The following is a 21,402-nucleotide window of genomic DNA, read 5'->3' as shown; positions in this document are numbered from 1 at the left end:
CCGGGGTCAGGAGTCCGCGGACTCCTTCTTCGGCGTGTCACCCGAGATGATCGGGATCTCACTCGTCGCGAACTCCTTCGCCCAGTCGGACTGCGCGAACTCCGAGTTCGGGTCGTTGTAGTCGTCGATCACGCCGGCGACCTCGTCCTCGGAACCGACCGTCGGGCCGGAGCCCATGAGCGGCGTGGCCGCGGTCTCCTTCGTGAAGTACACCGCGACGAGCCCGATGACGGCGGCCAGCATCAGGTAGAAGGCCGGGATGTCCTCCGCCCAGCCGTAGCCGGCGTCCTTCGCGGCGTTGATGAGCGCGGACGTCGCGAGCGGGGTCGTCCCACCGAACAGCGACACGGAGACGTTGAACGCGATCGCGAGGGCGCCGTAGCGGATGATCGTCGGGAACAGCGCGGGCAGCGTCGACGGCATGGTCGAGGTGAACGTGACGAGCACGACACCGAGGATCAGCAGGCCGGAGAACACCCCGACGCCCGTGCCGGTCTGGACGAGCTTGAGCGCCGGCCAGGACAGCAGGATGAAGCCGATGCAGCCGGCAGCGAGCACCGGACGACGGCCGAACTTGTCGGACAGCCGGCCACCGAAGGTGATGACGACCATCATGAGCAGCATCACGACGACGATCAGGATGAGGCCGAACGTGGCGTTCTGGCCGAGGTTCTGCTCGAGGTAGGTCGGCATGTACGACAGCAGCATGTAGTCGGTCACGTTGAAGACCAGGACCAGGCCGATGCAGATGATGAGCGAGCGCCAGTTCTCGGCGAAGAGCTTGAGGAACGGCGTCTTCTGCCCCTCGCGCTCGGCGGCCTGCTCCTGCTGCTTCTGGAAGGCCGGCGTCTCCTCGAGCTTGAGGCGCAGGTAGAGCCCGATCAGACCGAGCGGGCCCGCGATGATGAACGGGATGCGCCAGCCCCAGCTGAGTAGGGCGTCCTCGGACAGGCCGAACTGCAGGCCGGTGACGATCGACGCACCGAGCACGTAGCCGGCGAGGGTGCCGAACTCGAGCCACGAGCCCATGAACCCGCGGCGCTTGTCGGGCGAGTACTCGGCGATGAAGGTCGCGGCGCCGCCGTACTCACCACCGGTCGAGAAGCCCTGCACGAAGCGCGCCACGAGGAGCAGGACCGGAGCCCAGAAGCCGATCGAGTCGTACGACGGGATCAGGCCGATCATCAGCGTGCCGGCGGCCATCAGGATCATCGTCAGTGCGAGGACCTTCTGCCGACCGATCTTGTCGCCGATCGGGCCGAACACGGCGCCACCGATCGGTCGGACGATGAACGCTGCGGCGAAGAACCCGAAGGTCGCGACGATGTTCGCGGCCGGGTCGCCCTGCGGCAGGAAGACCTGCGAGATGGTGACCGTCAGGTACGCGAAGATGCCGAAGTCGAACCACTCCATGGCGTTGCCGAGGGCGGCGGCCGCCACGGCGCGCTTGAGCAGCGACTCCTCGACGACGGTCACGTCGTCCTTCGTGAGCTTGCGCCGAGCGCGCTTCGCAGCGCCCTTCGAGCGCAGCGGTCGGTCGCCGTGCGGCAACGGCCGATCGCCGTGCGGGTGGGGTGCGTCGTTCGGTGCCAAGTCGTTCCTCCGGTGTGCGGTGCGTCCTTCGGGCGTCCGGCGGACGGCAACGGTGCAGTTCCTGCGAACCCGCGCTCGCCGGACAAACTCCGACAGACTACCAGGTGTCCGGCGTGTCCGACAGGTCGGTGTGGTAATCGCCGCTCCGACCGCCCGCGAACGGCGTCGGCCCCGCCCGCTACGATTGGGACACCTCGCATCGCGCGGGGACACTCAGGCACCTCATCACGGACTCGGTGCCGCACACACGCACGGAAGGCGCAGCCATGACCAAGCCCATGCCCGAGAAGCCCAGCGTCGACGGACTCGAGCAGGTCTGGGGGCCGGTCTGGGAGCAGGACGGTACCTACCGCTTCGACCGTGACGCCGCCGGCCACCGCGACGCCGTGTACTCGATCGACACCCCGCCGCCGACCGCCTCCGGGTCGCTGCACATCGGCCACGTGTTCTCGTACACGCACACCGACCTCAAGGCGCGGTTCGAGCGCATGCGGGGCAAGCACGTGTTCTACCCGATGGGCTGGGACGACAACGGCCTGCCGACCGAGCGACGCGTGCAGAACTACTACGGCGTCCGCTGCGACCCGACCCTGCCCTACGACCCCGACTTCACGCCGCCGTTCGAGGGCGGCGACGGCAAGTCGTCGAAGGCCGCCGACCAGCTGCCGATCTCGCGCCGCAACTTCATCGAGCTGTGCGACCAGCTGACCGTGCAGGACGAGCAGCAGTTCGAGGAGCTCTTCCGCACCCTCGGGCTGTCGGTGGACTGGACGCAGTCGTACCGCACCATCGACGAGACCTCGCGGGCGAGCGCCCAGCGGGCCTTCCTCCGCAACCTCGAGCGCGGCGAGGCCTACCAGGCCGACGCCCCGACCCTGTGGGACGTCACGTTCCGCACCGCGGTCGCGCAGGCCGAGCTCGAGGACAAGGAGATGCCCGGCGCCTACCACGGCATCGCGTTCCACCGTGCGGACGGCGGCGACGACGTCGTGATCCAGACGACCCGCCCCGAGCTGCTGCCGGCGTGCGTCGCCCTCGTCGCACACCCGGACGACGAGCGGTTCCAGGACCTGTTCGGCACCACCGTCCGCTCCCCCCTGTTCGACGTCGAGGTCCCGGTGCTCGCGCACCACCTGGCACAGAAGGACAAGGGCGCCGGCATCGCGATGGTCTGCACCTTCGGCGACACCACCGACGTCGTGTGGTGGCGCGAGCTGCAGCTGCCGAACCGCGCGATCCTCGGCTTCGACGGCCGTGTCCGCTCCGACGAGCCCGCGTGGATCGAGAGCGAGCAGGGCAAGGCGCTCTACGCCGAGATGGCCGGCAAGACCGTGTTCTCGGCGAAGAAGGTCGTCGTCGACGCCCTGACCGAGTCCGGCGAGCTCGTCGGCGACGTCAAGACGATCAACCACCCGGTGAAGTTCTTCGAGAAGGGCGACAAGCCCCTCGAGATCGTCTCGACCCGCCAGTGGTACATCGTCAACGGCGCCCGCGACGAAGCCCTGAAGGCGACGCTCCGCGCCCGCGGCGAGGAGATCGCGTTCCACCCGGACTTCATGCGCGTCCGGTACGACAACTGGGTCGGTGGCCTGTCCGGCGACTGGCTCATCTCGCGCCAGCGGTTCTTCGGGGTGCCGATCCCGGTCTGGTACCCGCTCGACGCCGATGGCAACCCGGTGTTCGACCAGCCGATCGTCCCGACCGAGGCGCAGCTCCCCGTCGACCCGTCGTCCGACCCGGCGCCGGGCTACTCCGAGGACCAGCGCGGCGTCGCCGGTGGGTTCCAGGGCGAGCTCGACGTCATGGACACCTGGGCGACCTCGTCGCTCACCCCGCAGCTCGCGGGCAAGTGGGAGACCGACCCGGCGCTCTACGACCTGGTGTACCCGTACGACGTCCGCCCGCAGGCGCAGGACATCATCCGGACGTGGCTCTTCACGACGGTGCTCCGCAGCCAGCTCGAAGCGGACACCGTGCCGTGGAAGCACGCGAGCATCTCCGGCTTCATCGTCGACCCCGACCGCAAGAAGATGTCGAAGTCGAAGGGCAACGTCGTCACGCCGCTGTCGATCCTCGAGCAGCACGGCGCCGACGCGGTCCGCTACTGGGCGGCGTCGTCGAAGCTCGGCACCGATGCGGCGTTCGACCCGCAGAACCCGAAGCAGATCAAGGTCGGTCGTCGTCTGGCGATCAAGGTCCTGAACGCGGCGAAGTTCGTCTACGGGTTCCCGCTGCCGGAGGGCGCGAGCGACGTGACCGAGGCACTCGACGTCGACATGCTCGCCGAGCTCGGCGCGGTCGTCGAGCAGGCCACCGCCGCGTTCGACGGGTTCGACCACGCCCGTGCGCTCGAGATCGTGGAGCGGTTCTTCTGGACCTTCTGCGACGACTACCTCGAGCTCGTGAAGGAGCGTGCCTACGGCACGGCGGCCGACGCGACGCACGAGACCCAGGCGAGCGCGGTCCTGGCGCTGCGCGGCGCGATCGACGTGCTGCTCCGACTGCTGGCACCCTTCCTCCCGTACGCGACGGAGGAAGTGTGGGCCTGGACCCACGAGACGAGCGTGCACCGGGCCTCCTGGCCGACCGCTGCCGACCTGCCGACCGACGCGGCCCCCACCGGGCTGCTCGCGGCCGTCGGGCAGGCGCTCATCGGGATCCGCGGCGCGAAGACGGCGGCGAAGGCGTCCCAGAAGACGCCCGTGACGCGCGCCGTGGTCGCGGCGCCGGCCGAGACGCGGGTGCTCATCGAGCGCGCGGCGGTCGACCTGGCGGCCGTCGGCCGCATCGAGAACCTGTCGTTCGTCGACGGTGACGAGCTCGCGGTCACGGAGATCGAGCTCGCGGAGCAGCAGGCGTAAGGTCGGCCGTCCGGGCCGGGTCGCGTCGGCGACCCGGCCCGTCCACCACCGGACAGGAGGCACGGATGCAGTTGGGCACACGATGGGGCGTGGGTGCGGAACCACCTGCGCGACTGCCCGAGGCGATGGTCGTCGCCGTGCGCGGGGTCGAGGACGAGCTCGCTGCGGAGTCGGTCGACACCGGGGCGTGGGGCTGGACCCTGACGTTCTTGGAGGGCAAGCCGATCGTCGAGCTCGACGACGGCACCTCGATCCACCTCGACGATGCCGGGCACGCACAGGTCACGAACCCCGACGACGCGGCTGAAGAGGACTAGCGCGCGGTCGGCGGTTCGCGGTTCGCTTGGTGAGCAGAAATGGTCGGGTCCCCGATGGGAACCCGACCATTTCTGCTCACGATGCGGGCGCCCCGAGACGCCCGCGTGATCGCCGAGGGATCAGGACTCGGCGAGCCAGGTGAGCAAGACCTCGTTCACCTCGGCGGTGTGCGTGGTGAGCAGGCCGTGCGGGGCGCCCTCGATCTCGACGTACGCAGCGTGCGGCAGGGCCTTGGTGAAGCGGCGACCGGTGGCGTCGATCGGCAGGATGTTGTCCGCCGTGCCGTGGACGATGAGTGCCGGGACGGTGACCTTCGGGATGTCCTGGCGGAAGTCGGTCGGCCAGGTCAGCGGTGCTGCGGCGGACGCGATCGCTCCCGAGCCGGCGGCGACGTTCCAGGCGTTGCGGACGGCTTCTTCCGAGATGCGCGAGCCGAGGTTCTCCGACAGGTTGAAGAAGTCCTGGTAGAAGTTCGTGAAGTACGCGTACCGGTCCTTCTCGACGTCGGCGGCGATGCCCTCGAAGAACGACATCGGGCCGGCACCGTCCGGGTTGTCCTCGGTGATGGCCAGGAACGGCTCGAGCGAGGCGAGGAACGCGACCTTGGCGATCCGGTCCTGTCCGTGGCGGCCGATGTAGCGGGCGATCTCGCCGGTGCCCATCGAGAAGCCGACCAGGATCACGTCGCGCAGGTCGAGGGTCTCGAGGACCGTGTGCAGGTCGTCGGCGAAGGTGTCGTAGTCGTAGCCGGTGCTCGGCTGCGAGGACTGCCCGAAGCCGCGGCGGTCGTACGTGATCACGCGGTAGCCGGCCTCGAGCAGGGCCGGGGTCTGGCCCTCCCACGAGTTGCCGTCGAGGGGGAAGCCGTGGATCAGCACGATCGGCTGCCCGGTCCCCTTGTCCTCGTAGTGGAGTTCGATGTCGACGCTGTTCTCGGTTCCGACGGTGATGGCACCCATGATCGTTCCTTCCCTGAGTATCGCGGAGAACGACCGTTCTCCGCCGATGTGGATTACACTAGAGAACGATCGTTCCCGGCGCAACTCGGGAACGGTGAACACACAGCGAACGGGGTACGTCATGGCAACCAGCACCGTCGAGCCGGATGTCCGCGCACACATCGTGGACGTCGCGGACCAGTTGTTCTACGCGCGCGGCATCCAGTCGGTCGGCATGGACGAGATCCGCACCGGCGCCGGCGTCTCGCTGAAGAAGCTCTACGCGGCCTTCCCCGGCAAGGAGCAGCTCATCGCGGCCGTCCTGTCCGGGCGCCACGACCTGTGGGAGCGCGGCGTGCACGGTGCGGTCGAGGCCGCCACCTCCCCGCGCGACAAGCTGCTCGCCGTGTACGACTTCCTCGAGTCGTGGTTCGGGGACGACACGTTCCGTGGCTGCGGCTTCATCAACGCCTTCGGGGAGCTCGGGGCCACGTCGCCCGCGGTCGCCGAGATCGCCCGCGAGCACAAGGACTCGTTCCAGCGGTTCGTGCAGGAGCTCACCGCCGAGGTCGTCACCGATCCGGAGCGTGCCGAGGAGCTCGCCGCCCAGCTCGCGCTGCTGGCCGAGGGCGCGCAGACCACGGCCGCCATCGCCGGCACCACGGCGCCCGCCGCGCACGCCCGCCGTGCGGCTTCCACGCTGATCGGCGCCGCGACGGCGCCGTCCCGCGCGTAGCTGGTCGCTCCGGGCGTACCTGGTCGGTTCGGGCGTACCGGGTCGTTTCTTCTGACCCGGTACGCCCGATTCCGTTTTCCAGGCCGGTCGCGATGGGAAGGAACGCGCCCACAGGGCGGACGGGAGGCGCGGGGCCAGGCCGCCACGGGCCTCCCGTCCGTCCCGTCGCGGCGCGACGTCCGTAGTGTGGTGACCATGGCAACTCCGTTCGACGTCCCGAGCACCCTCCCCTACGCGCTGCCGCCCTTCGGCGACGTGCGACTCGAGCACTACCGGCCGGCCTTCGAGGCCGGCATGGCCGAGCAGCGCGCCGAGGTCGAGGCCATCGCCACCGATCCGCACGCACCGACGGTCGAGAACACCCTCATCGCCCTCGAGCGCTCCGGGCAGTTGCTGACCCGCGTCAGCCACGTGTTCTTCACGCTGTCGTCGGCGGACTCGACGCCGGAGCTGCACGACCTCGAAGCCGAGATCTCGCCGCTGCTCGCCGCCCACCGCGACGCCATCACGCTGGACTCGCGGCTCTACGCCCGGGTGCAGTCCGTGCTCGACGGCGCCGAGGCGGCCGGGCTCGAGGGCGAAGCGCTCCGACTGGTCGAGCGCACCCACGCCGAGATGACCCTGGCGGGCGCCGGACTCGACGACTCCGGCAAGGAGCGCCTGACCGCGATCAACCAGGAGTTGTCGACGCTCACCACCACCTTCGAGCGCAACCTGCTCGAGGACACCAACGACTCCGCCGTGCACGTGACCGACGAGGCCGAGCTCGAGGGCCTCGACGACGGTGCGAAGTCCGCCGCCGCCGGATCCGCCGCCGACCGCGGGCTCGAGGGGTGGCTCATCACGCTGCCGCTCTACACCGGACACCCGTGGCTGCCGTCGCTGGCGAACCGCGACCTGCGCGAGCGGATCATGCGGGCCTCGCTCGCCCGCGGTCGCCGCGGGAACCAGTACGACAACCGCGAGGTGCTGCTGCGCATCGTCCGGCTCCGGGCCGAGCGTGCCGAACTGCTCGGGTTCCCGAACCACGCCGCGGTCGTCACCGCCGACGAGACCGCCAAGACCCCCGAGGCCGTCGACGGGCTGCTGTCGTCGCTCGTCGGCGCCGCGGCACGGAACGCCGACGACGAGCGGGCCGTCCGGTCCCGCACCGTCGGGTTCGACATCGAGTCGTGGGACTGGGCGTACGCCACCGAGATCCTGCGCGGGGAGCAGTTCGCCGCGGACAGCTCCGCGCTCCGGCCCTACTTCGAGGCCGACCGGGTCCTGCACGACGGCGTCTTCCACGCTGCCGGAGCGCTGTACGGCCTGACGTTCACCGAGCGTCCGGACCTGCACGGCTACAACGACGAGGTCCGTGTCTTCGAGGTGACCGGCGACGACGACGAACCCGTCGGGCTCTACCTGCTCGACCTGTACACGCGCGACGGCAAGCGCGGCGGCGCGTGGATGAACCCCGTCGTCGAGCAGTCCGAGCTGCTCGGCACGCTGCCCGTCGTGGTGAACAACCTCAACGTCGCGAAGCCGGCACCCGGGTCGCCGACGCTGCTCATCCAGGACGAGGTCGAGACGCTCTTCCACGAGTTCGGCCACGCGCTGCACGGCCTCATCGCCCGCACCACCTACCCCCGCTTCTCCGGCACGAACGTCGAACGCGACTTCGTCGAGTTCCCGAGCCAGGTGAACGAGATGTGGGTGTCGTGGCCGTCGGTCCTGGCGAACTACGCCAAGCACCACGAGACCGGTGCCCCGCTGCCGCCCGAGCTCGTCCTGGGCCTGAGCGAGTCCGAGGGCTTCAACGAGGGCTTCGGCACGACCGAGTACCTGGCCGCAGCGCTGCTCGACCAGGCGTGGCACCGCCTCTCCGCCGCGGAGGCCGCAGCGGTGACGTCCGTCGAGGACTTCGAGCGTTCGGCACTCGAGTCGGCCGGGATCGCCGTCGAGGCCGTCCCGCCGCGGTACTCGTCGACGTACTTCGCGCACACGTTCTCGGGCGGGTACGACGCCGGGTACTACGGGTACATCTGGTCCGAGGTGCTCGACGCCGACACGGTCGAGTGGTTCCGCGAGAACGGCGGGCTCGACCGGTCCGCGGGCAGGCGGTTCGCTTCGCTCCTGCTGGGCGTCGGTGGGTCGAAGGACCCGCTCGAGGCGTACCGCGACTTCCGCGGCCGTGACGCCGAGGTCGGGCCGCTGCTGCGGCGCCGCGGGCTGGAGTAGGGCGCCGCGCGGGCGCTCCCGGGCGCGCGAGCGGGCGCTTCCGGGCGTACCGCCCCACCACGACGAAGGCCCGCACCGAACGGTGCGGGCCTTCGTGGCGTCCCGGAGCGCTACGCCGACTTCTCGACGCGCTTCGCCCGAGGCCGCGGCACGATGGTCGGCGCGGCGTTCTCGAGCACGGACTCGCGGGTGATCACCACGCGGGCCACGTCGTCGTCGGAGGGGACGTCGAACATCACCGGGCCGAGCACTTCTTCGAGGATGGCACGCAGGCCGCGGGCACCGGTCTGTCGCAGCACGGCCAGGTCGGCGATCGCCTCGAGCGCGCCCTGGTCGAACTCGAGCTCGACGCCGTCGATCTGGAACATCCGCTGGTACTGCTTGATCAGCGCGTTCTTCGGCTCGGTCAGGATCTGCATGAGCGCCGCCTGGTCGAGCTGCGACACCGTGGTGACGACGGGCAGACGTCCGATGAACTCGGGAATCAGGCCGAACTTGTGCAGGTCTTCCGGCAGGACCTCGGAGTACAGGTCCTGGTGGTCGGTCGCACTGTGCAGCGGCGCCCCGAAGCCGATCCCCCGCTTGCCGACGCGCGAGGACACGATGTCCTCGAGCCCGGCGAACGCACCGGCCACGATGAACAGGACGTTCGTCGTGTCGATCTGGATGAACTCCTGGTGCGGGTGCTTGCGACCACCCTGCGGCGGGACGGAGGCGACGGTGCCCTCGAGGATCTTGAGCAGTGCCTGCTGCACGCCTTCACCCGAGACGTCGCGCGTGATCGACGGGTTCTCGGCCTTGCGGGCGATCTTGTCGACCTCGTCGATGTAGATGATGCCGGTCTCGGCCCGCTTGACGTCGTAGTCGGCGGCCTGGATCAGCTTGAGCAGGATGTTCTCGACGTCCTCGCCCACGTAGCCGGCCTCGGTCAGGGCAGTGGCGTCGGCGACGGCGAACGGCACGTTGAGACGCTTCGCCAGGGTCTGCGCCAGGTAGGTCTTGCCGCAACCCGTCGGACCGATGAGCAGGATGTTCGACTTCGCGATCTCGATGTCGTCGCGGTCTTCGGCAGCGGTGATCTGCCCCTGTGCCCGGATGCGCTTGTAGTGGTTGTAGACGGCCACGGCGAGGGCGCGCTTCGCCGGGTCCTGCCCGATGACGTACTCCTGCAGGAAGTCGAAGATCTCGCGCGGCTTCGGCAGTTCGAAGTCACCGCTCGAGGTGTCCTCGCCGGCTTCGGCCAGGCGCTCCTCGATGATCTCGTTGCACAGCTCGACGCACTCGTCACAGATGTAGACACCCGGACCGGCGATCAACTGCTGGACCTGCTTCTGGCTCTTGCCGCAGAAGGAGCACTTGAGGAGGTCCCCGCTCTCTCCGATGCGTGCCATTGCCGTGCCTCCCTGGTTGGACATGCCGGCCCGCGCGCTCGCACCGGCCGCTGGTGCACCGCTGCTGGTGGGCACCTCGTCGTGGACACGAGCCTAACCGCAACCGGTGACACCGACCGTGCGGCGCCGCGGGATTTCGCGCGCGCGTTCGCCCAGGGCGTTCGGGCCTGCTACCGTGATCCCGTCGTCTCTACAAGTTGTAGAAACCCCCTCGAACCAACCCCCGAAGGATCCCCATGCAGAAGCGTCTCGCCGCCGGCGGCGTCGTCACCCTCGGAGCAGTGGCCGTCATCGTCCTCGGCACCGCCGGCGCAGCCAGCGCGCACGTGTCCGCGACGGCCACCTCGACCGCCGCGAACTCGTACACCACGGCGACCTTCTCGGTCCCGCACGGCTGCGACGGCTCCCCCACCACGAAGATCGAGTTCCAGGTGCCGGAGTCGGTCATCGAGGTCACCCCGACCGTGAACCCGAACTGGAAGATCACGAAGGCGACCGAGCCGTACACGAGCCCCTCCGCCGCGGCCGACGGTGAGCACGCCGAGGACGCCGCCGAGCGCGTCACGAGCATCACCTACACCGCGAAGACCCCGCTCCCCGCCGACGAGCGCGACACCTTCGCGCTGTCCTTCTCGCTGCCCGACGGCAAGGCCGGCGACCTCGTCGAGTTCCCCGCGATCCAGACCTGCGAGAAGGGCTCGGTCGAGTGGAACCAGGAGCAGCAGGCCGGCGAGGCCGAGCCCGAGCACCCGGCCCCCTCGATCACGCTGACCGCGGCCGAGGCGACGGACGACGACGGTGACCCGGTCGCGGCCACGCCGACCGCCGAGGCCGCAGCCGGCTCGACGGCCCCCGCGGACCCCGACCTGGTCGGCCGCTTCCTCGGCCTGGGCGGCCTGGTCCTCGGCGCCGTCGCCCTGGTCGTCGCCGTCGCCGGCACGCGCCGCCGGAGCTCCGCGAAGTGACGCAGCGCGGCTCGCGTCGGACTCGACTGCGGTCCTCTGCCCGGAGGCTCGTGGCCGGGTCCGCCGCGGCCGTCGCGATCGCGGGCGGTGCTGTCCTCGGGCTCGCGGGGCCCGCCAGCGCGCACAACTACCTGATCGCGTCCACACCGGAGGTCGACGGCACGCTCGCCGCGCTGCCGAAGACGTTCGAGATCACCACGAACGACAAGCTGCTCGACATCGGCGACTCCGGGTCGGGCTTCGCCTTCCGGGTCGTGGGTCCGGACGGGAAGTACTACGAGGACGGCTGCGTCGACGTCGACGGCCCCTCGATGACCACGCCCGCCGCGCTCGGCGACTCCGGGAAGTACACCGTCGAGTGGCAGATCGTCTCCGCCGACGGCCACACCGTCTCCGACGAGTACGCCTTCACGTGGAAGGCCCCGTCCGGGTTCTCGGCCGCGACGGGATCGTCGACGCCGCCGACCTGCGCCACCGCGGGCGACGACTCGACCGAGGCCGCCACCACCGGCACCGCCTCGGGCGACACCGACTCGGCCGCGACCGACGCGCTCTGGATCGGTGCCGGCGGCGTCGTCCTCGTCGCCGCGGTCGTCGCGGTGCTGCTGCTCCTGCGGCGCCGCCCCGCGCCCGAGACGGACGACGCCGACGACTGACACCGCTGCACGACGAAGGCCCCACACCGATCGGTGCGGGGCCTTCGTCGTTCCTGCTGGTGCTACTTGACGAGCGCCGGCAGGTTCTTGCGGCTGGTGAGGACCTGGTCGATCAGGCCGTACTCCACGGCTTCCTGCGCGGACATGATCTTGTCGCGCTCGATGTCGTGGTTGATCTCCTCCGGCGTCTTGTTGGAGTGCTTCGACAGCGTCTCCTCGAGCCAGGTGCGCATGCGGAGGATCTCCGCCGCCTGGATCTCGATGTCGGACGCCTGACCGCCACCCTGCTGGGTCGCGGGCTGGTGGATGAGCACTCGCGCGTTCGGCAGGGCCAGACGCTTGCCCGGCGTCCCACCGGCGAGGAGCACCGACGCGGCCGAGGCAGCCTGACCGAGGCAGACCGTCTGGATCTGCGGACGGATGTACTGCATCGTGTCGTAGATCGCCGTCATCGCGGTGAACGAGCCACCGGGCGAGTTGATGTACATGACGATGTCGCGGTCCGGGTCCATCGACTCGAGCACGAGCAGCTGGGCCATGACGTCGTCAGCCGACGCGTCGTCGACCTGGACACCGAGGAACACGATGCGGTCCTCGAAGAGCTTCGCGTACGGGTCCTGGCGCTTGTAGCCGTAGGCCGTGCGCTCCTCGAAGCTCGGCAGGATGTACCGATTGGACGGAGCCGGGACGTTCTGCGCGCCACCGAGCATTGGGAGATGCATTCTCGTTTCCTTTTCTTCGGTGGGGATCAGGACTGGGCGTCGGGGTCGGCCGCGCTGGTGGGCGTCTCGCCGTCGGCGACGGTGCCGCCGCCACCGATGACCTCGGCGCTCGAGGCGCGGAGGTGGTCGACGAAGCCGTACTCGAGCGCTTCCTGCGCCGTGAACCAGTTGTCACGGTCGTTGTCCTTGAGGATCTGCTCGATCGACTTGCCGGTCTGCTCGGCCGTGAGCTCCGCCATGCGCTGCTTCATGTCGAGGATGACCTTGGCCTGCGTCTGGATGTCGGCAGCGGTACCGCCGAACCCGCCGGACGGCTGGTGCAGCAGGACGCGGGCGTTCGGCGTGATGTAGCGCTTGCCCGGCGTGCCGGAGGACAGCAGGAACTGTCCCATCGACGCGGCCAGGCCGATGCCCACGGTGACGATGTCGTTCGGGACGAACTGCATCGTGTCGTAGATCGCCATGCCGGCGGTGATCGAACCACCGGGCGAGTTGATGTAGAGGTAGATGTCCTTCTCAGGGTCCTCGGCGGCGAGCAGCAGCAGCTTGGCTGCGATCTCGTTCGAGTTGTCGTCGCGGACCTCGGAGCCGAGCCACACGATCCGGTCTCTCAGAAGGCGGTCAAAAACACTGGGGTTCAGTGTTGCTTCGGCCATGGAAAAGCTCCCGTTCAGTTGTCGCTTGTTGTCGAACTTATCGGTTGCAACGCACCACTTCGCGTGTGTTCGCCGACAGCAATGCGGTGGTGCGGAAATACGAGACGGGAGGCACGGTGCCAGCTGGCACCGTGCCTCCCGTCCGTCGTCCTGGTGGCGTCGAGATCGTTACTCGGCGTCCTCAGCAGGAGCCTGCGCAACGCCCGCCGTGAAGGCGGACAGGTCGACGACGTCGCCGTTGGTGTCCTTGACGGTCACCTTCGACAGGACGGTCGCGACGGCCTTGGAACGGGCGACCTCGCCGACCATGCCGGGGATCTGGCCGTTCTGGTCGATGACCTTGATGAACTCGGCCGGCTCCATGCCGTACTGCGCAGCAGCCTGGATGAGGTACTGGGTCAGTTCCTCCTGCGAGACCTGGATCTCTTCCTTCTCGGCGATCGAGTCGAGGAGGATCTGCGAGCGGAAGGCCGTCTCGCTGGACTCCGAGACCTCCTTGCGGTGCTCGTCGTCCTCGAGGCGGTTCTCCTGCTCGAGGTGACGGTGCACCTCGTCCTCGATGAGCTGCGCCGAGATCGGGATGTTGACGTCCTCGATGAGCTTCTCGACGAGCTTGTCGCGAGCCGCGGCGCCCTGACCGAAGGTCTTGGACTTCGCGATCTGCTCCTTCAGGTCCGCCTTGAGCTCGTTGATCGTGTCGAACTGGCTGGCGATCTGCGCGAACTCGTCGTCGGCCTCGGGGAGCTCGCGCTCCTTGACGGCGGTGACGGTGACGGCGATCTGGGCGGTCTCGCCCTCGCGGTCGCCACCGACGAGCTTCGACTCGAAGTTCGTCGACTCACCAGCGGTCAGGGATTCGAGCGCCTCGTCGATGCCCTCGAGCAGGTCGCCGGAGCCGATCTCGTAGGAGACGCCGGTGGCCGAGTCGACCTCGTCGTCGCCGATGCTGGCGGTCAGGTCGATCTGCGCGAAGTCGCCGGTCTTCGCCGGACGGTCGACCGTCACGAGCGTGCCGAAGCGGGTGCGCAGGTTCTGCAGCTCCTCTTCGATCTCGTCGTCCGACACCTCGACGGCGTCGACGGTGAGCTCGTACGCGGAGTAGTCCGGCAGGTCGAACTCGGGCCGCACGTCGACCTCGAAGGTGAGGACGAGGTCGCCGGCGAAGTCGGCGAGGTTCGGCAGCTCGGCGACGTCGGCCTCGGCACGGCCGAGGATGCGCAGCTCCTGCTCTTCGACCGCCTGGCGGTAGAAGTTGTCGATGGCGTCACCGACGGCGTGGTTCAGGACCTCGCCACGGCCGACGCGCTGGTCGACGATCGCCGGCGGGACCTTGCCCTTGCGGAATCCGGGGATGTTGATCTGCTCGGCGATGTGCTTGTACGCGTGGTCGATGCTCGGCTTGAGATCTTCCGGCGTCACGTTCACGGTGAGCTTGACGCGGGTGTCGCTCACCTTGTCGACGGTGCTGGTGGCCACGGGATGTTCTCCTGTTGGTTGACGTTCGTGTGGTCGATGGTTCTCGAGGACCTGGTCGGGGCGACAGGAGTTGAACCTGCGACCTCCCGCTCCCAAAGCGGGCGCTCTACCAAGCTGAGCTACGCCCCGTTTGACTGGGCCAGGGTGTTCGCGCACGCCGAAGGGCGCACGCGACGCCGATGAGTCTAGCGGTCCGGGGCCGGTCGGTTCCCGGGAGGAACGTCACTCGTCCGCTGCGGCGCGTCGCAGGCCGTTGCGCCACCGCACGCCGACGAGCACCTGGACCCCGAGCGCCGCCACCCCGAGCACGATCCCGACGACGATCCGCCACACGTGCAGCAGGGCGTGCGCGGGCTGCGACTGCGGATCGCCGAACAGCTCCGGGCGCATCGAGAAGACGATCGCCGCGAGGACCACCAGCGCGTACGAGACCACCCGCGACCAGCGGATCGTGCGCTCGGCGCCGGCGTCCGGCTTGGGGATGACGCGCCCTGGCATGTCGTGCTCGTTCGTTCGGTGCTCGTTCGTCCGCTACGATGGTCTGGCTGCGCCTGGTGCGCAGGCGCGGGGATGTAGCTCAATGGTAGAGCCCCAGTCTTCCAAACTGGCCACGCGGGTTCGATTCCCGTCATCCCCTCTCTTCTTCCCCTGCCTGCCGTCCCCGCACGGTGCGGTGTTCTCCAGCCCGTGCACGGTGGGTTGTTCGGTGCGAGGTCGTTCCGGCGCACCGAGCGATCAACTCCGCACGGAGCGAACACGCGCGCACCGTGCATTTCGGCACCACCCTGAACTGGGGATGGGGCGGCGGAGCTGTTTCCGCGACACTTGAGCGGTCCTCGTCATACCAAGGAGCTCAGTGCCGAACCCCCGCCAGACCACAAGCCCACGTGCGCCACGTCCCCGTCGACGGGTACCGATCATCACGTGGATCGGCATCGTGGGAACCGCCGTCCTCGCACTCGCCGGCCTCGCATCGAGCGGAGTCTGGGGAATGCTGATGATGATCGCGCTCGTGGTCCTGCCCACGACGCTCTACGCCGTCGCCTTCCGCCGCTCGACGTGGCTCCGGATCCCGAGGAAGCGCGCTACTGCCGCGATCGGTGCCGGCATCGCTCTCGCCGCACTGATCGGATCCACCTCCGCCTACGGGGCGACCCACCCGTTGCCGGACGCACCGGCACAGGTCGTCGCCGCGACGACTCCGAGCACGACGGTGGCCGCGAAGCCGAAGACGTCTCCGACACCGACACCGACACCGACACGCACGGTGACGCCCACGCCGACGCCGACCCCCACGCCGATGGTCACGACCAAGGCGGTGACGGAGACCTCACGGATCGCGTTCGGCTCGACGACGGTGCAGAGCTCGACCCTGCCCCAGGGCACGACCTCAGTGACGACGCCCGGGGTCCGCGGTGTCAACACGAAGACGTACCTCGTCACGTACACGGACGGTGTGGAAACCGACCGTGTTCTGCGGAGCGAACGCGTCACGACGCCGCCAGTGACGCAGGTCACCACGGTCGGGACCTACGTTGCCCCCGCAGCACCTGCCGCTCCCGCGGCCCCGACGTGCACGAACGGCACCTACGTCAACGCGGCGGGAGCAACGGTCTGTCGACCAGAAGCGGCTTCGAGTGCGCCCGCTGGCGCGACAGCCGAGTGCGTCGACGGCGTTTACAGCTTCAGCCAGTCACGGCGAGGAACCTGCTCTGGGCACGGAGGCGTCGCCGTCTGGCTGTGACGCATGCCTGCTGGTAGCGGCGCCGATGCTCGGTTGTCAGAGCGCGCCGATCGGCTCTTCGTCGACCTCCTGTCGCAGCATCCGGTACTGCCGCTCCCAACCAGGGGTGCCGCGCCCAGCGGCGTGCAGCGCAGTCCGGACTGCCCCGAGCGCACGGTCGAGCGCACCGAACTCGTCGTCCGAGACGACCCCGATCGAGAAGTTGAGGGTGCCGGTCGCGATGTCGACGGCCAGGTCCTGATCGTGGACGTCGTCGAGATCGAAGAGCGCGTCCGCGATGACGTCGAAGTCCGCCGTGAGCTCGGCGCGGAGGTCGTCCGCTGCCTCGAGCTGTGCTGCGCACTCGACGCGCACGATGTAGTTCGTCATGAGCTCCTCCTGTCCCAGCAGCCTGTTCTCTCGAACCGATACTTCAGATGCACAACGTACCAGGGGTTCGACGGCGTCACGTGGACCGTGTGCAGGTGCTCGCCGCAGGGGCAGTTCGCCTTGTAGTACTTCTTCCCCTTCGCGAACCGCCAACCATGCGACTCCGCAACACGCATGACGCGTTCGATGTCCTTCTTCGGATGTCGAGGTAGCTCGACCATCGCCACCTCCCTTCCACTCGTTCGACGGTAGGGAGAACGGCAGCGACACCGAGGCGCGCTTGCGAGCACTGTGGACATGCTCCACGCCTGCCCGAGCTGTGGAGGAATGTCAGGGGCCGCCGAGTTCGAGCGTGATCTGCGGGGCCTCGCCGACCTCCACCTGAGCACGGCGACGCTCTGCAGCACGGAGGGGCACGAGGTACCCGCCGTCCTTCGGGAACAACGAGGTGGTCCAGGTGACGGCGCCGATCGTCACCCGGGCGGGGATCACACCCCACCCGTAGGTGAGCATCGGTGCGAGGTCGGCGATGACCTCGGCGGCGTCCGGCGGCACGACGGCGAAGAAGAACGGCGACGGCCCGCGCCACTCGACGACCTCGCCGCGGAACTCGAGCTCCATGCGGCGATCGTACGGCCGCATCCCTCGCACGGTGCGAGGTCGACGGAACTCCGTGCGAGGTTCCACATTCGGTGCGACGGCCGGGGGCTCGCACCGAGTGCGGAACCTCGCACCAGGCCGAGCCCCCAGCCGCTGCCGTCAGCGCGAACGCGTCAGCGGTACGACGCGGCCTGCCCGTACAGCTTCTGCGTCAGCGCCGAGACGTAGGCGGACTTGTCGCCTCCCGGCAGGTTGTACGTCATGAAGACGCCGTACCCGTCGGCCTTCGTGCGCTGTGCGAGCGACACCGCCGTCGACTGCGAGGTGTTCTGGATGTCCACCGCGGCAGCCGACAACCGGTCCTTGCCGAGCCCCGGGATCGACGGCGCCGAGTACGTCCCGTAGTAGGGGTTCCAGGCGTAGTCGAGCTTCGAGCCGATGGTGCTGCTCGACTGCGACAGCGAGGACGACGCCGGGCCGATGTCGTAGAACGAGATGAGCTTGCCGGGCATCTGGGCACGCAGCGCGGTGATGAGCCAACCGATGGACTGCTGGTTCGGCTGCGGGGTGCCGTTCGCGCCGTAGTCGGAGTACTCGTCGTCGAGGTCGACGCCGTCGAGTCCGTACTTCGACACGGTGGCGGCGATCTGGGACGCGAAGTCCGACGCCGCGGCCTGGGTCGGGAAGTTGGCGATGCCCGCGCCCTGGTGGTTGCCGAGGACCGACAGCGACACCTTGATGCCCTTCGCCTGCAGCGGCTTGATCTGCGTCGCTGCGTCGTCGAGCGTCGCCTGCACCTTGTCGTTGTTGACCAGGACGGCCTTGGAGCCGTTCCAGTTGATGTTCGCCGCGAAGATGATCGCGACGTCGAAGGCGTTCGCCCCACCGGACAGCGTGTACCGGCCGACGTTGGCGAGCTGGTCGTTGTTGACCTCGACGTAGGCGATGCTCGTCGGCCCGGACTTGGTTCCGGCGGCAGCGCCGATGGCAGTCGCGGCGGCCGCACCGGGCGCGGCCGTCGCTGCGGACGGCACGAGCGGTGCCGCCACCATCGCGGCGATGGCCGCCACGATCCCGAACTTCATGGACTTCTTCATGTCATTCCTCCTTGAATGGGTCGGTCGTTCAGTTGTGTGGGAAGCGGAAGGTGCGGACCTCGTAGGCGTCGACGGCGAACGAGGACGCGTCGACGGTGCCGGCCGAGGCCAGCGGCTCTTCGAGCAGGGTGACCTCGGCAGCCGGACCGAACGGCCCGTCCACCGCGACCCCACCGGTCCCCCGCCGCCCCACCGGCTCGTACACCCGCACGACCAGGTCGCCGGAGCGGTCGTCGGCGAACTTGACGCTCGACAGCACGACCCCGCCGGACACGCGTACGAGCGGTGCGAACCCGTGCGCCCCGGTGATCGTCCGCGCGCCGGCGTTCATCCGCACACCGGCCGCCGTGGCCCCGAGCTGGTCCGTCCCGATGACGATGCCGTACCGGTGCGTCTGCACGCCCTGGTCGGTCTCGGGGTCCGGGAACCGCGGTGCCCGCAGCAGCGACAGCCGCACGGTGGTGGTGACGTGCCCGTCGACGGCGTCGCGGGTGGTGTCGAACCCGTGGATCGAGTCGTTCACGAGCGCCACACCGAAGCCCGGCTCGGACACGAGCACGTAGCGGTGCATCGACGTCTCGAACTTCGCGGCTTCCCACGAGGTGTTCGTGTGCGTCACCCGCTTCTGTGCTCCGAACTGCGTCTCAGCGACGGTGTGCTCGGCGCGGACGTCGAGCGGGAACGCGACCTTGAGGAACTTCTCGGTCTCGTGCCAGTCGGTCGTCTGGTCGAACTCGAGGGTGCGGGAGTCCGGCGCGAGCGTGATCTCCTGGCGCACGGTCGAGTCGCCGAAGGCCCGCGAGACGACGACGCGCGCGACGCCGTCGGCATCGACGGACGCGTCGAGCGACGTCACCGCGACGAGGTCCTCGACCCGGTTCCGGTAGTACCGGTCGACGTCCCACGCGTCCCACATGTTCGGGAAGTCCTGGTGCAGCTGCAGCAGGTTCGCGGCCTGTCCGGCAGCGATCGCCTCGCGGCCGCTCGCCAGGTCGACGGCGCTCGTGACGAGCCCCTGGCCGGTGACGGTGACGCGCACCAGCTCGTTCGCCAGCACGTACCCGCCGTCCTGCGCGGTCAGGGTGACGGCGGTGGCTTCCGGCACGTCGGTCGCCAGGACCGCGCCCTGCGCGGGTGCGCCGGCCTGGAGGAACGGGGCCGGGTTGACGACGACGGCTGCCTGTCCGGTGCCGGCGAGCGCCGAGAGCGCCTGGTCGATGATCGCGGTCAGGGCCGCGGCCGTCTCGGCGTACTTCGCCACCGCTTCGCGGTGCACCCAGGCGATCGAGGTGCCCGGCAGGATGTCGTGGAACTGCTGGAGCAGGACCTGCTGCCACAGGGCGTCGAGTTCGTCGTACGGGTAGGCGAAGTCGGTGCGGGCGGCGGCGGTCGCGGCCCAGAGCTCGGCCTCGATGAGCAGCTGCTCGCACCGGCGGTTGCCCTGCTTCGTGCCGTGCTGGCTGGTCAGCGTGGCGCGGTGCAGCTCGAGGTACAGCTCCCCCACCCACACCGGCGGGTCGGTCAGCTCGGACTTCGCGCGGTCGAAGAACGTGTCAGGGTGCTCCCACCGGACCTTCGCACTGCCCTCGAGGTCGGCAAGGCGTGCGGCCGTGCCGGTCATCTCGCGGGTCGTGCCACCGCCGCCGTCGCCCCAGCCGACCGGTGCGATCGAGCCCGTGGCGAGCCGGTTCTCACGGAACTGGCGGGAGGCCTTCGCGACCTCGCTGCCCGACAGGCGGGAGTTGTAGGTGTCCATCGACGGGAAGTGCGAGAACACCCGCGAGCCGTCGATGCCCTCCCACAGGAACGTGTGGTGCGGGAACTTGTTCACCTGGTTCCACGAGATCTTCTGCGTGAAGAACCACTCGAAGCCCGCGCGACGCATGAGCTGCGGCAGCGCCGGCGAGTACCCGAAGCTGTCGGGCAGCCAGACGCCCTTGGGTCGGATGCCGAACTCGCGCTCGAAGAACCGCTGTCCCTGCGAGAACTGCCGGACGATGCTCTCGCCGGTCGGCATCACGGTGTCGGACTCGACCCACATGCCGCCGATCGGCAGGAACCGGCCGGCCTCGACCGCGGCCGTGACCCGGGCGTAGACCTCGGGGCGGTGCTCCTTGATCCACGCGTACTGCTGCGCGCTCGACATGCCGTACAGGAAGTCGTCGGTCTGGTCGATGAGCTCGGTCATCGTCGAGGTGGTGCGGGCGACCTTGCGGATGGTCTCGCGCACGGGCCAGAGCCAGGCGGAGTCGATGTGGGCGTGGCCGATCGCCGAGATCGTGTGGGCGGAGGCCTCGGCGGGGGCGGCGAGCACGTCGGCGAGCGCCGCGCGGGCGTCTCCGGCGGTCGCGGCGATGTGCTGCAGGTCGAGCCGGTCCAGCGCGTCGTCGAGGGCCTGCAGGATCCGCATCCGCCGTGGGCCCTCGGGCAGCTCGGCCTGCAGCTCGAGCAGGACGTCGATATCCAGGGCGAGCTCGTGCACCTCGGACTCGAAGACGGCGAGGTCCATCCGGCGGGTGGCGTAGAGGCGCTTCGAGGACGAGGTCTGCACGTCGCCCTCCTGCGTCGGCAGGAAGGGGTGGTAGTCGAGCAGGACGGGGTTCGACGCGGCCTCGACGAAGAGCTCGATCGTCTCGCCATCCTCGGCCCGCTCGGTGACCAGGACCCACTGGTTGCGCGGGTTGATCGACTTCACGGGAGTGCCGTCGGCCAGGTAGACGAGTCCCTCGCACTGGAACCCGGGCATGTTCTTGTCGAACCCGAGGTCGATCACGGCCTCCACCCGACGTCCGACCCACTCGGTCGGCACGGTCCCGGTCAGCCGGAACCACGTGGTGCCCCAAGCCGCACCCCACGGAGTGCCCACCTCGTACGGTTCGAAGGCGAGCTGCAAGCCCTCGGTCGGCGTGATCGGCTCACCGGGCAGTTCGTGCCACGCGGTCTCCAGCGGCACGGCGGTGGCGTGCACCGCGGGCGTGATCCGCTCGTCGAGGACCCGGCGGGCCCGTCCGGTGGTGAGGGGGATGTCGTCGTGCATGGAGCCTTCCAGGGTCGGGGCGT

General features: G+C 69.2%; 20 protein-coding genes and 2 tRNA genes. 8 read left to right on the top strand and 14 right to left on the bottom strand.

Features of this window, described 5'->3' with window-relative positions; all coding sequences use genetic code 11:
- Positions 1-6: 6 nt before the first annotated feature.
- Positions 7-1,593: a glycine betaine/L-proline transporter ProP gene (gene proP, locus ACXKZB_RS06545; protein WP_260233110.1), complete on the bottom strand. Its 1,587-nt coding sequence runs from the start codon at positions 1,591-1,593 to the stop codon at positions 7-9.
- 266 nt (positions 1,594-1,859) lie between these two features.
- Here proP and valS point away from each other — a divergent pair, with 266 nt between their 5' ends.
- Complete coding sequence (valS, locus tag ACXKZB_RS06540; RefSeq protein ID WP_488825261.1) at positions 1,860-4,454, top strand: valine--tRNA ligase; 2,595 nt, start codon at positions 1,860-1,862, stop codon at positions 4,452-4,454.
- A gap of 65 nt (positions 4,455-4,519) precedes the next feature.
- Positions 4,520-4,771, top strand: coding sequence for a hypothetical protein (locus ACXKZB_RS06535; RefSeq protein WP_123313465.1), 252 nt, complete (start codon positions 4,520-4,522; stop codon positions 4,769-4,771).
- A gap of 120 nt (positions 4,772-4,891) precedes the next feature.
- Here ACXKZB_RS06535 and ACXKZB_RS06530 read toward each other — a convergent pair whose 3' ends face one another.
- Positions 4,892-5,731, bottom strand: coding sequence for an alpha/beta fold hydrolase (locus ACXKZB_RS06530; RefSeq protein WP_488825259.1), 840 nt, complete (start codon positions 5,729-5,731; stop codon positions 4,892-4,894).
- 121 nt (positions 5,732-5,852) lie between these two features.
- Between ACXKZB_RS06530 and ACXKZB_RS06525 the strand changes: the two genes are divergently transcribed.
- Together ACXKZB_RS06525 and ACXKZB_RS06520 are read left to right on the top strand one after the other, a co-directional pair.
- Positions 5,853-6,446, top strand: coding sequence for a TetR/AcrR family transcriptional regulator (locus tag ACXKZB_RS06525; protein WP_488825257.1), 594 nt, complete (start codon positions 5,853-5,855; stop codon positions 6,444-6,446).
- A 195-nt stretch (positions 6,447-6,641) separates the two neighbouring features.
- On the top strand, positions 6,642-8,666 hold the full coding sequence (locus ACXKZB_RS06520; protein WP_488825256.1) for a M3 family metallopeptidase: 2,025 nt from the start codon (positions 6,642-6,644) through the stop codon (positions 8,664-8,666).
- 110 nt (positions 8,667-8,776) lie between these two features.
- Here ACXKZB_RS06520 and clpX read toward each other — a convergent pair whose 3' ends face one another.
- Positions 8,777-10,057 (bottom strand): ATP-dependent Clp protease ATP-binding subunit ClpX, encoded by a 1,281-nt coding sequence (gene clpX / locus ACXKZB_RS06515; protein ID WP_111084519.1) that lies wholly within the window; start codon positions 10,055-10,057, stop codon positions 8,777-8,779.
- A 236-nt stretch (positions 10,058-10,293) separates the two neighbouring features.
- Between clpX and ACXKZB_RS06510 the strand changes: the two genes are divergently transcribed.
- Together ACXKZB_RS06510 and ACXKZB_RS06505 are read left to right on the top strand one after the other, a co-directional pair.
- Positions 10,294-11,022 carry a YcnI family copper-binding membrane protein gene (locus ACXKZB_RS06510; RefSeq protein WP_123313461.1) on the top strand — a complete coding sequence of 243 codons (729 nt, stop codon included), beginning with the start codon at positions 10,294-10,296 and terminating at the stop codon, positions 11,020-11,022.
- A gap of 50 nt (positions 11,023-11,072) precedes the next feature.
- On the top strand, positions 11,073-11,678 hold the full coding sequence (locus ACXKZB_RS06505) for a copper resistance CopC family protein (RefSeq protein WP_488825255.1): 606 nt from the start codon (positions 11,073-11,075) through the stop codon (positions 11,676-11,678).
- Positions 11,679-11,740: 62 nt separating this feature from the next.
- Here ACXKZB_RS06505 and ACXKZB_RS06500 read toward each other — a convergent pair whose 3' ends face one another.
- From ACXKZB_RS06500 to ACXKZB_RS06480, 5 genes are all read right to left on the bottom strand, one after another.
- Entirely contained in the window at positions 11,741-12,400 is a 660-nt protein-coding gene (locus ACXKZB_RS06500; protein WP_027464696.1) for an ATP-dependent Clp protease proteolytic subunit, read from the bottom strand.
- Between the two features lie 26 nt (positions 12,401-12,426).
- Positions 12,427-13,056 (bottom strand): ATP-dependent Clp protease proteolytic subunit, encoded by a 630-nt coding sequence (locus tag ACXKZB_RS06495; RefSeq protein ID WP_123313459.1) that lies wholly within the window; start codon positions 13,054-13,056, stop codon positions 12,427-12,429.
- A 168-nt stretch (positions 13,057-13,224) separates the two neighbouring features.
- Positions 13,225-14,532 carry a trigger factor gene (gene tig, locus ACXKZB_RS06490; protein WP_488825253.1) on the bottom strand — a complete coding sequence of 436 codons (1,308 nt, stop codon included), beginning with the start codon at positions 14,530-14,532 and terminating at the stop codon, positions 13,225-13,227.
- A 52-nt stretch (positions 14,533-14,584) separates the two neighbouring features.
- Positions 14,585-14,661, bottom strand: a tRNA-Pro gene (locus tag ACXKZB_RS06485).
- Positions 14,662-14,754: 93 nt separating this feature from the next.
- Positions 14,755-15,030: a hypothetical protein gene (locus ACXKZB_RS06480; RefSeq protein ID WP_123313457.1), complete on the bottom strand. Its 276-nt coding sequence runs from the start codon at positions 15,028-15,030 to the stop codon at positions 14,755-14,757.
- Between the two features lie 68 nt (positions 15,031-15,098).
- Between ACXKZB_RS06480 and ACXKZB_RS06475 the strand changes: the two genes are divergently transcribed.
- Positions 15,099-15,169 (top strand) — tRNA-Gly (locus tag ACXKZB_RS06475).
- Positions 15,170-15,675: 506 nt separating this feature from the next.
- Here the strand turns inward: ACXKZB_RS06475 and ACXKZB_RS06470 are convergent.
- The gene (locus tag ACXKZB_RS06470; protein WP_488825954.1) at positions 15,676-15,975 is read right to left on the bottom strand and encodes a hypothetical protein; all 300 of its coding nucleotides are present in this window, start codon (positions 15,973-15,975) and stop codon (positions 15,676-15,678) included.
- Here ACXKZB_RS06470 and ACXKZB_RS06465 point away from each other — a divergent pair.
- Entirely contained in the window at positions 15,890-16,276 is a 387-nt protein-coding gene (locus ACXKZB_RS06465) for a DUF3761 domain-containing protein (protein ID WP_488825868.1), read from the top strand. The genes ACXKZB_RS06470 and ACXKZB_RS06465 overlap by 86 nt on opposite strands.
- 36 nt (positions 16,277-16,312) lie before the next feature.
- Here ACXKZB_RS06465 and ACXKZB_RS06460 read toward each other — a convergent pair whose 3' ends face one another.
- The 5 genes from ACXKZB_RS06460 to ACXKZB_RS06440 all read right to left on the bottom strand — a co-directional run bounded on the left by ACXKZB_RS06460 (position 16,313) and on the right by ACXKZB_RS06440 (position 21,379).
- Positions 16,313-16,645, bottom strand: a complete 333-nt coding sequence (locus tag ACXKZB_RS06460) for a hypothetical protein (RefSeq protein ID WP_222660213.1) — start codon at positions 16,643-16,645, stop codon at positions 16,313-16,315.
- Entirely contained in the window at positions 16,642-16,944 is a 303-nt protein-coding gene (locus ACXKZB_RS06455; protein WP_488825251.1) for a hypothetical protein, read from the bottom strand. Before ACXKZB_RS06455 ends, ACXKZB_RS06460 begins: the two co-directional genes overlap by 4 nt.
- Before the next feature lie 31 nt (positions 16,945-16,975).
- Complete coding sequence (locus tag ACXKZB_RS06450; protein ID WP_123313456.1) at positions 16,976-17,266, bottom strand: DUF1905 domain-containing protein; 291 nt, start codon at positions 17,264-17,266, stop codon at positions 16,976-16,978.
- A 152-nt stretch (positions 17,267-17,418) separates the two neighbouring features.
- A complete protein-coding gene (locus tag ACXKZB_RS06445) occupies positions 17,419-18,342 on the bottom strand; it encodes an endo-beta-N-acetylglucosaminidase H (RefSeq protein WP_488825249.1) in 924 nt (307 codons plus the stop codon).
- A 28-nt stretch (positions 18,343-18,370) separates the two neighbouring features.
- Positions 18,371-21,379 carry an alpha-mannosidase gene (locus ACXKZB_RS06440; RefSeq protein WP_488825247.1) on the bottom strand — a complete coding sequence of 1,003 codons (3,009 nt, stop codon included), beginning with the start codon at positions 21,377-21,379 and terminating at the stop codon, positions 18,371-18,373.
- Positions 21,380-21,402: the final 23 nt, after the last annotated feature.

Source organism: Curtobacterium sp. ABR8, assembly GCF_057812125.1.
The sequence above is the reverse complement of the archived record's forward strand: the minus strand, read 5'-3'. Positions and strand labels throughout refer to the sequence as shown.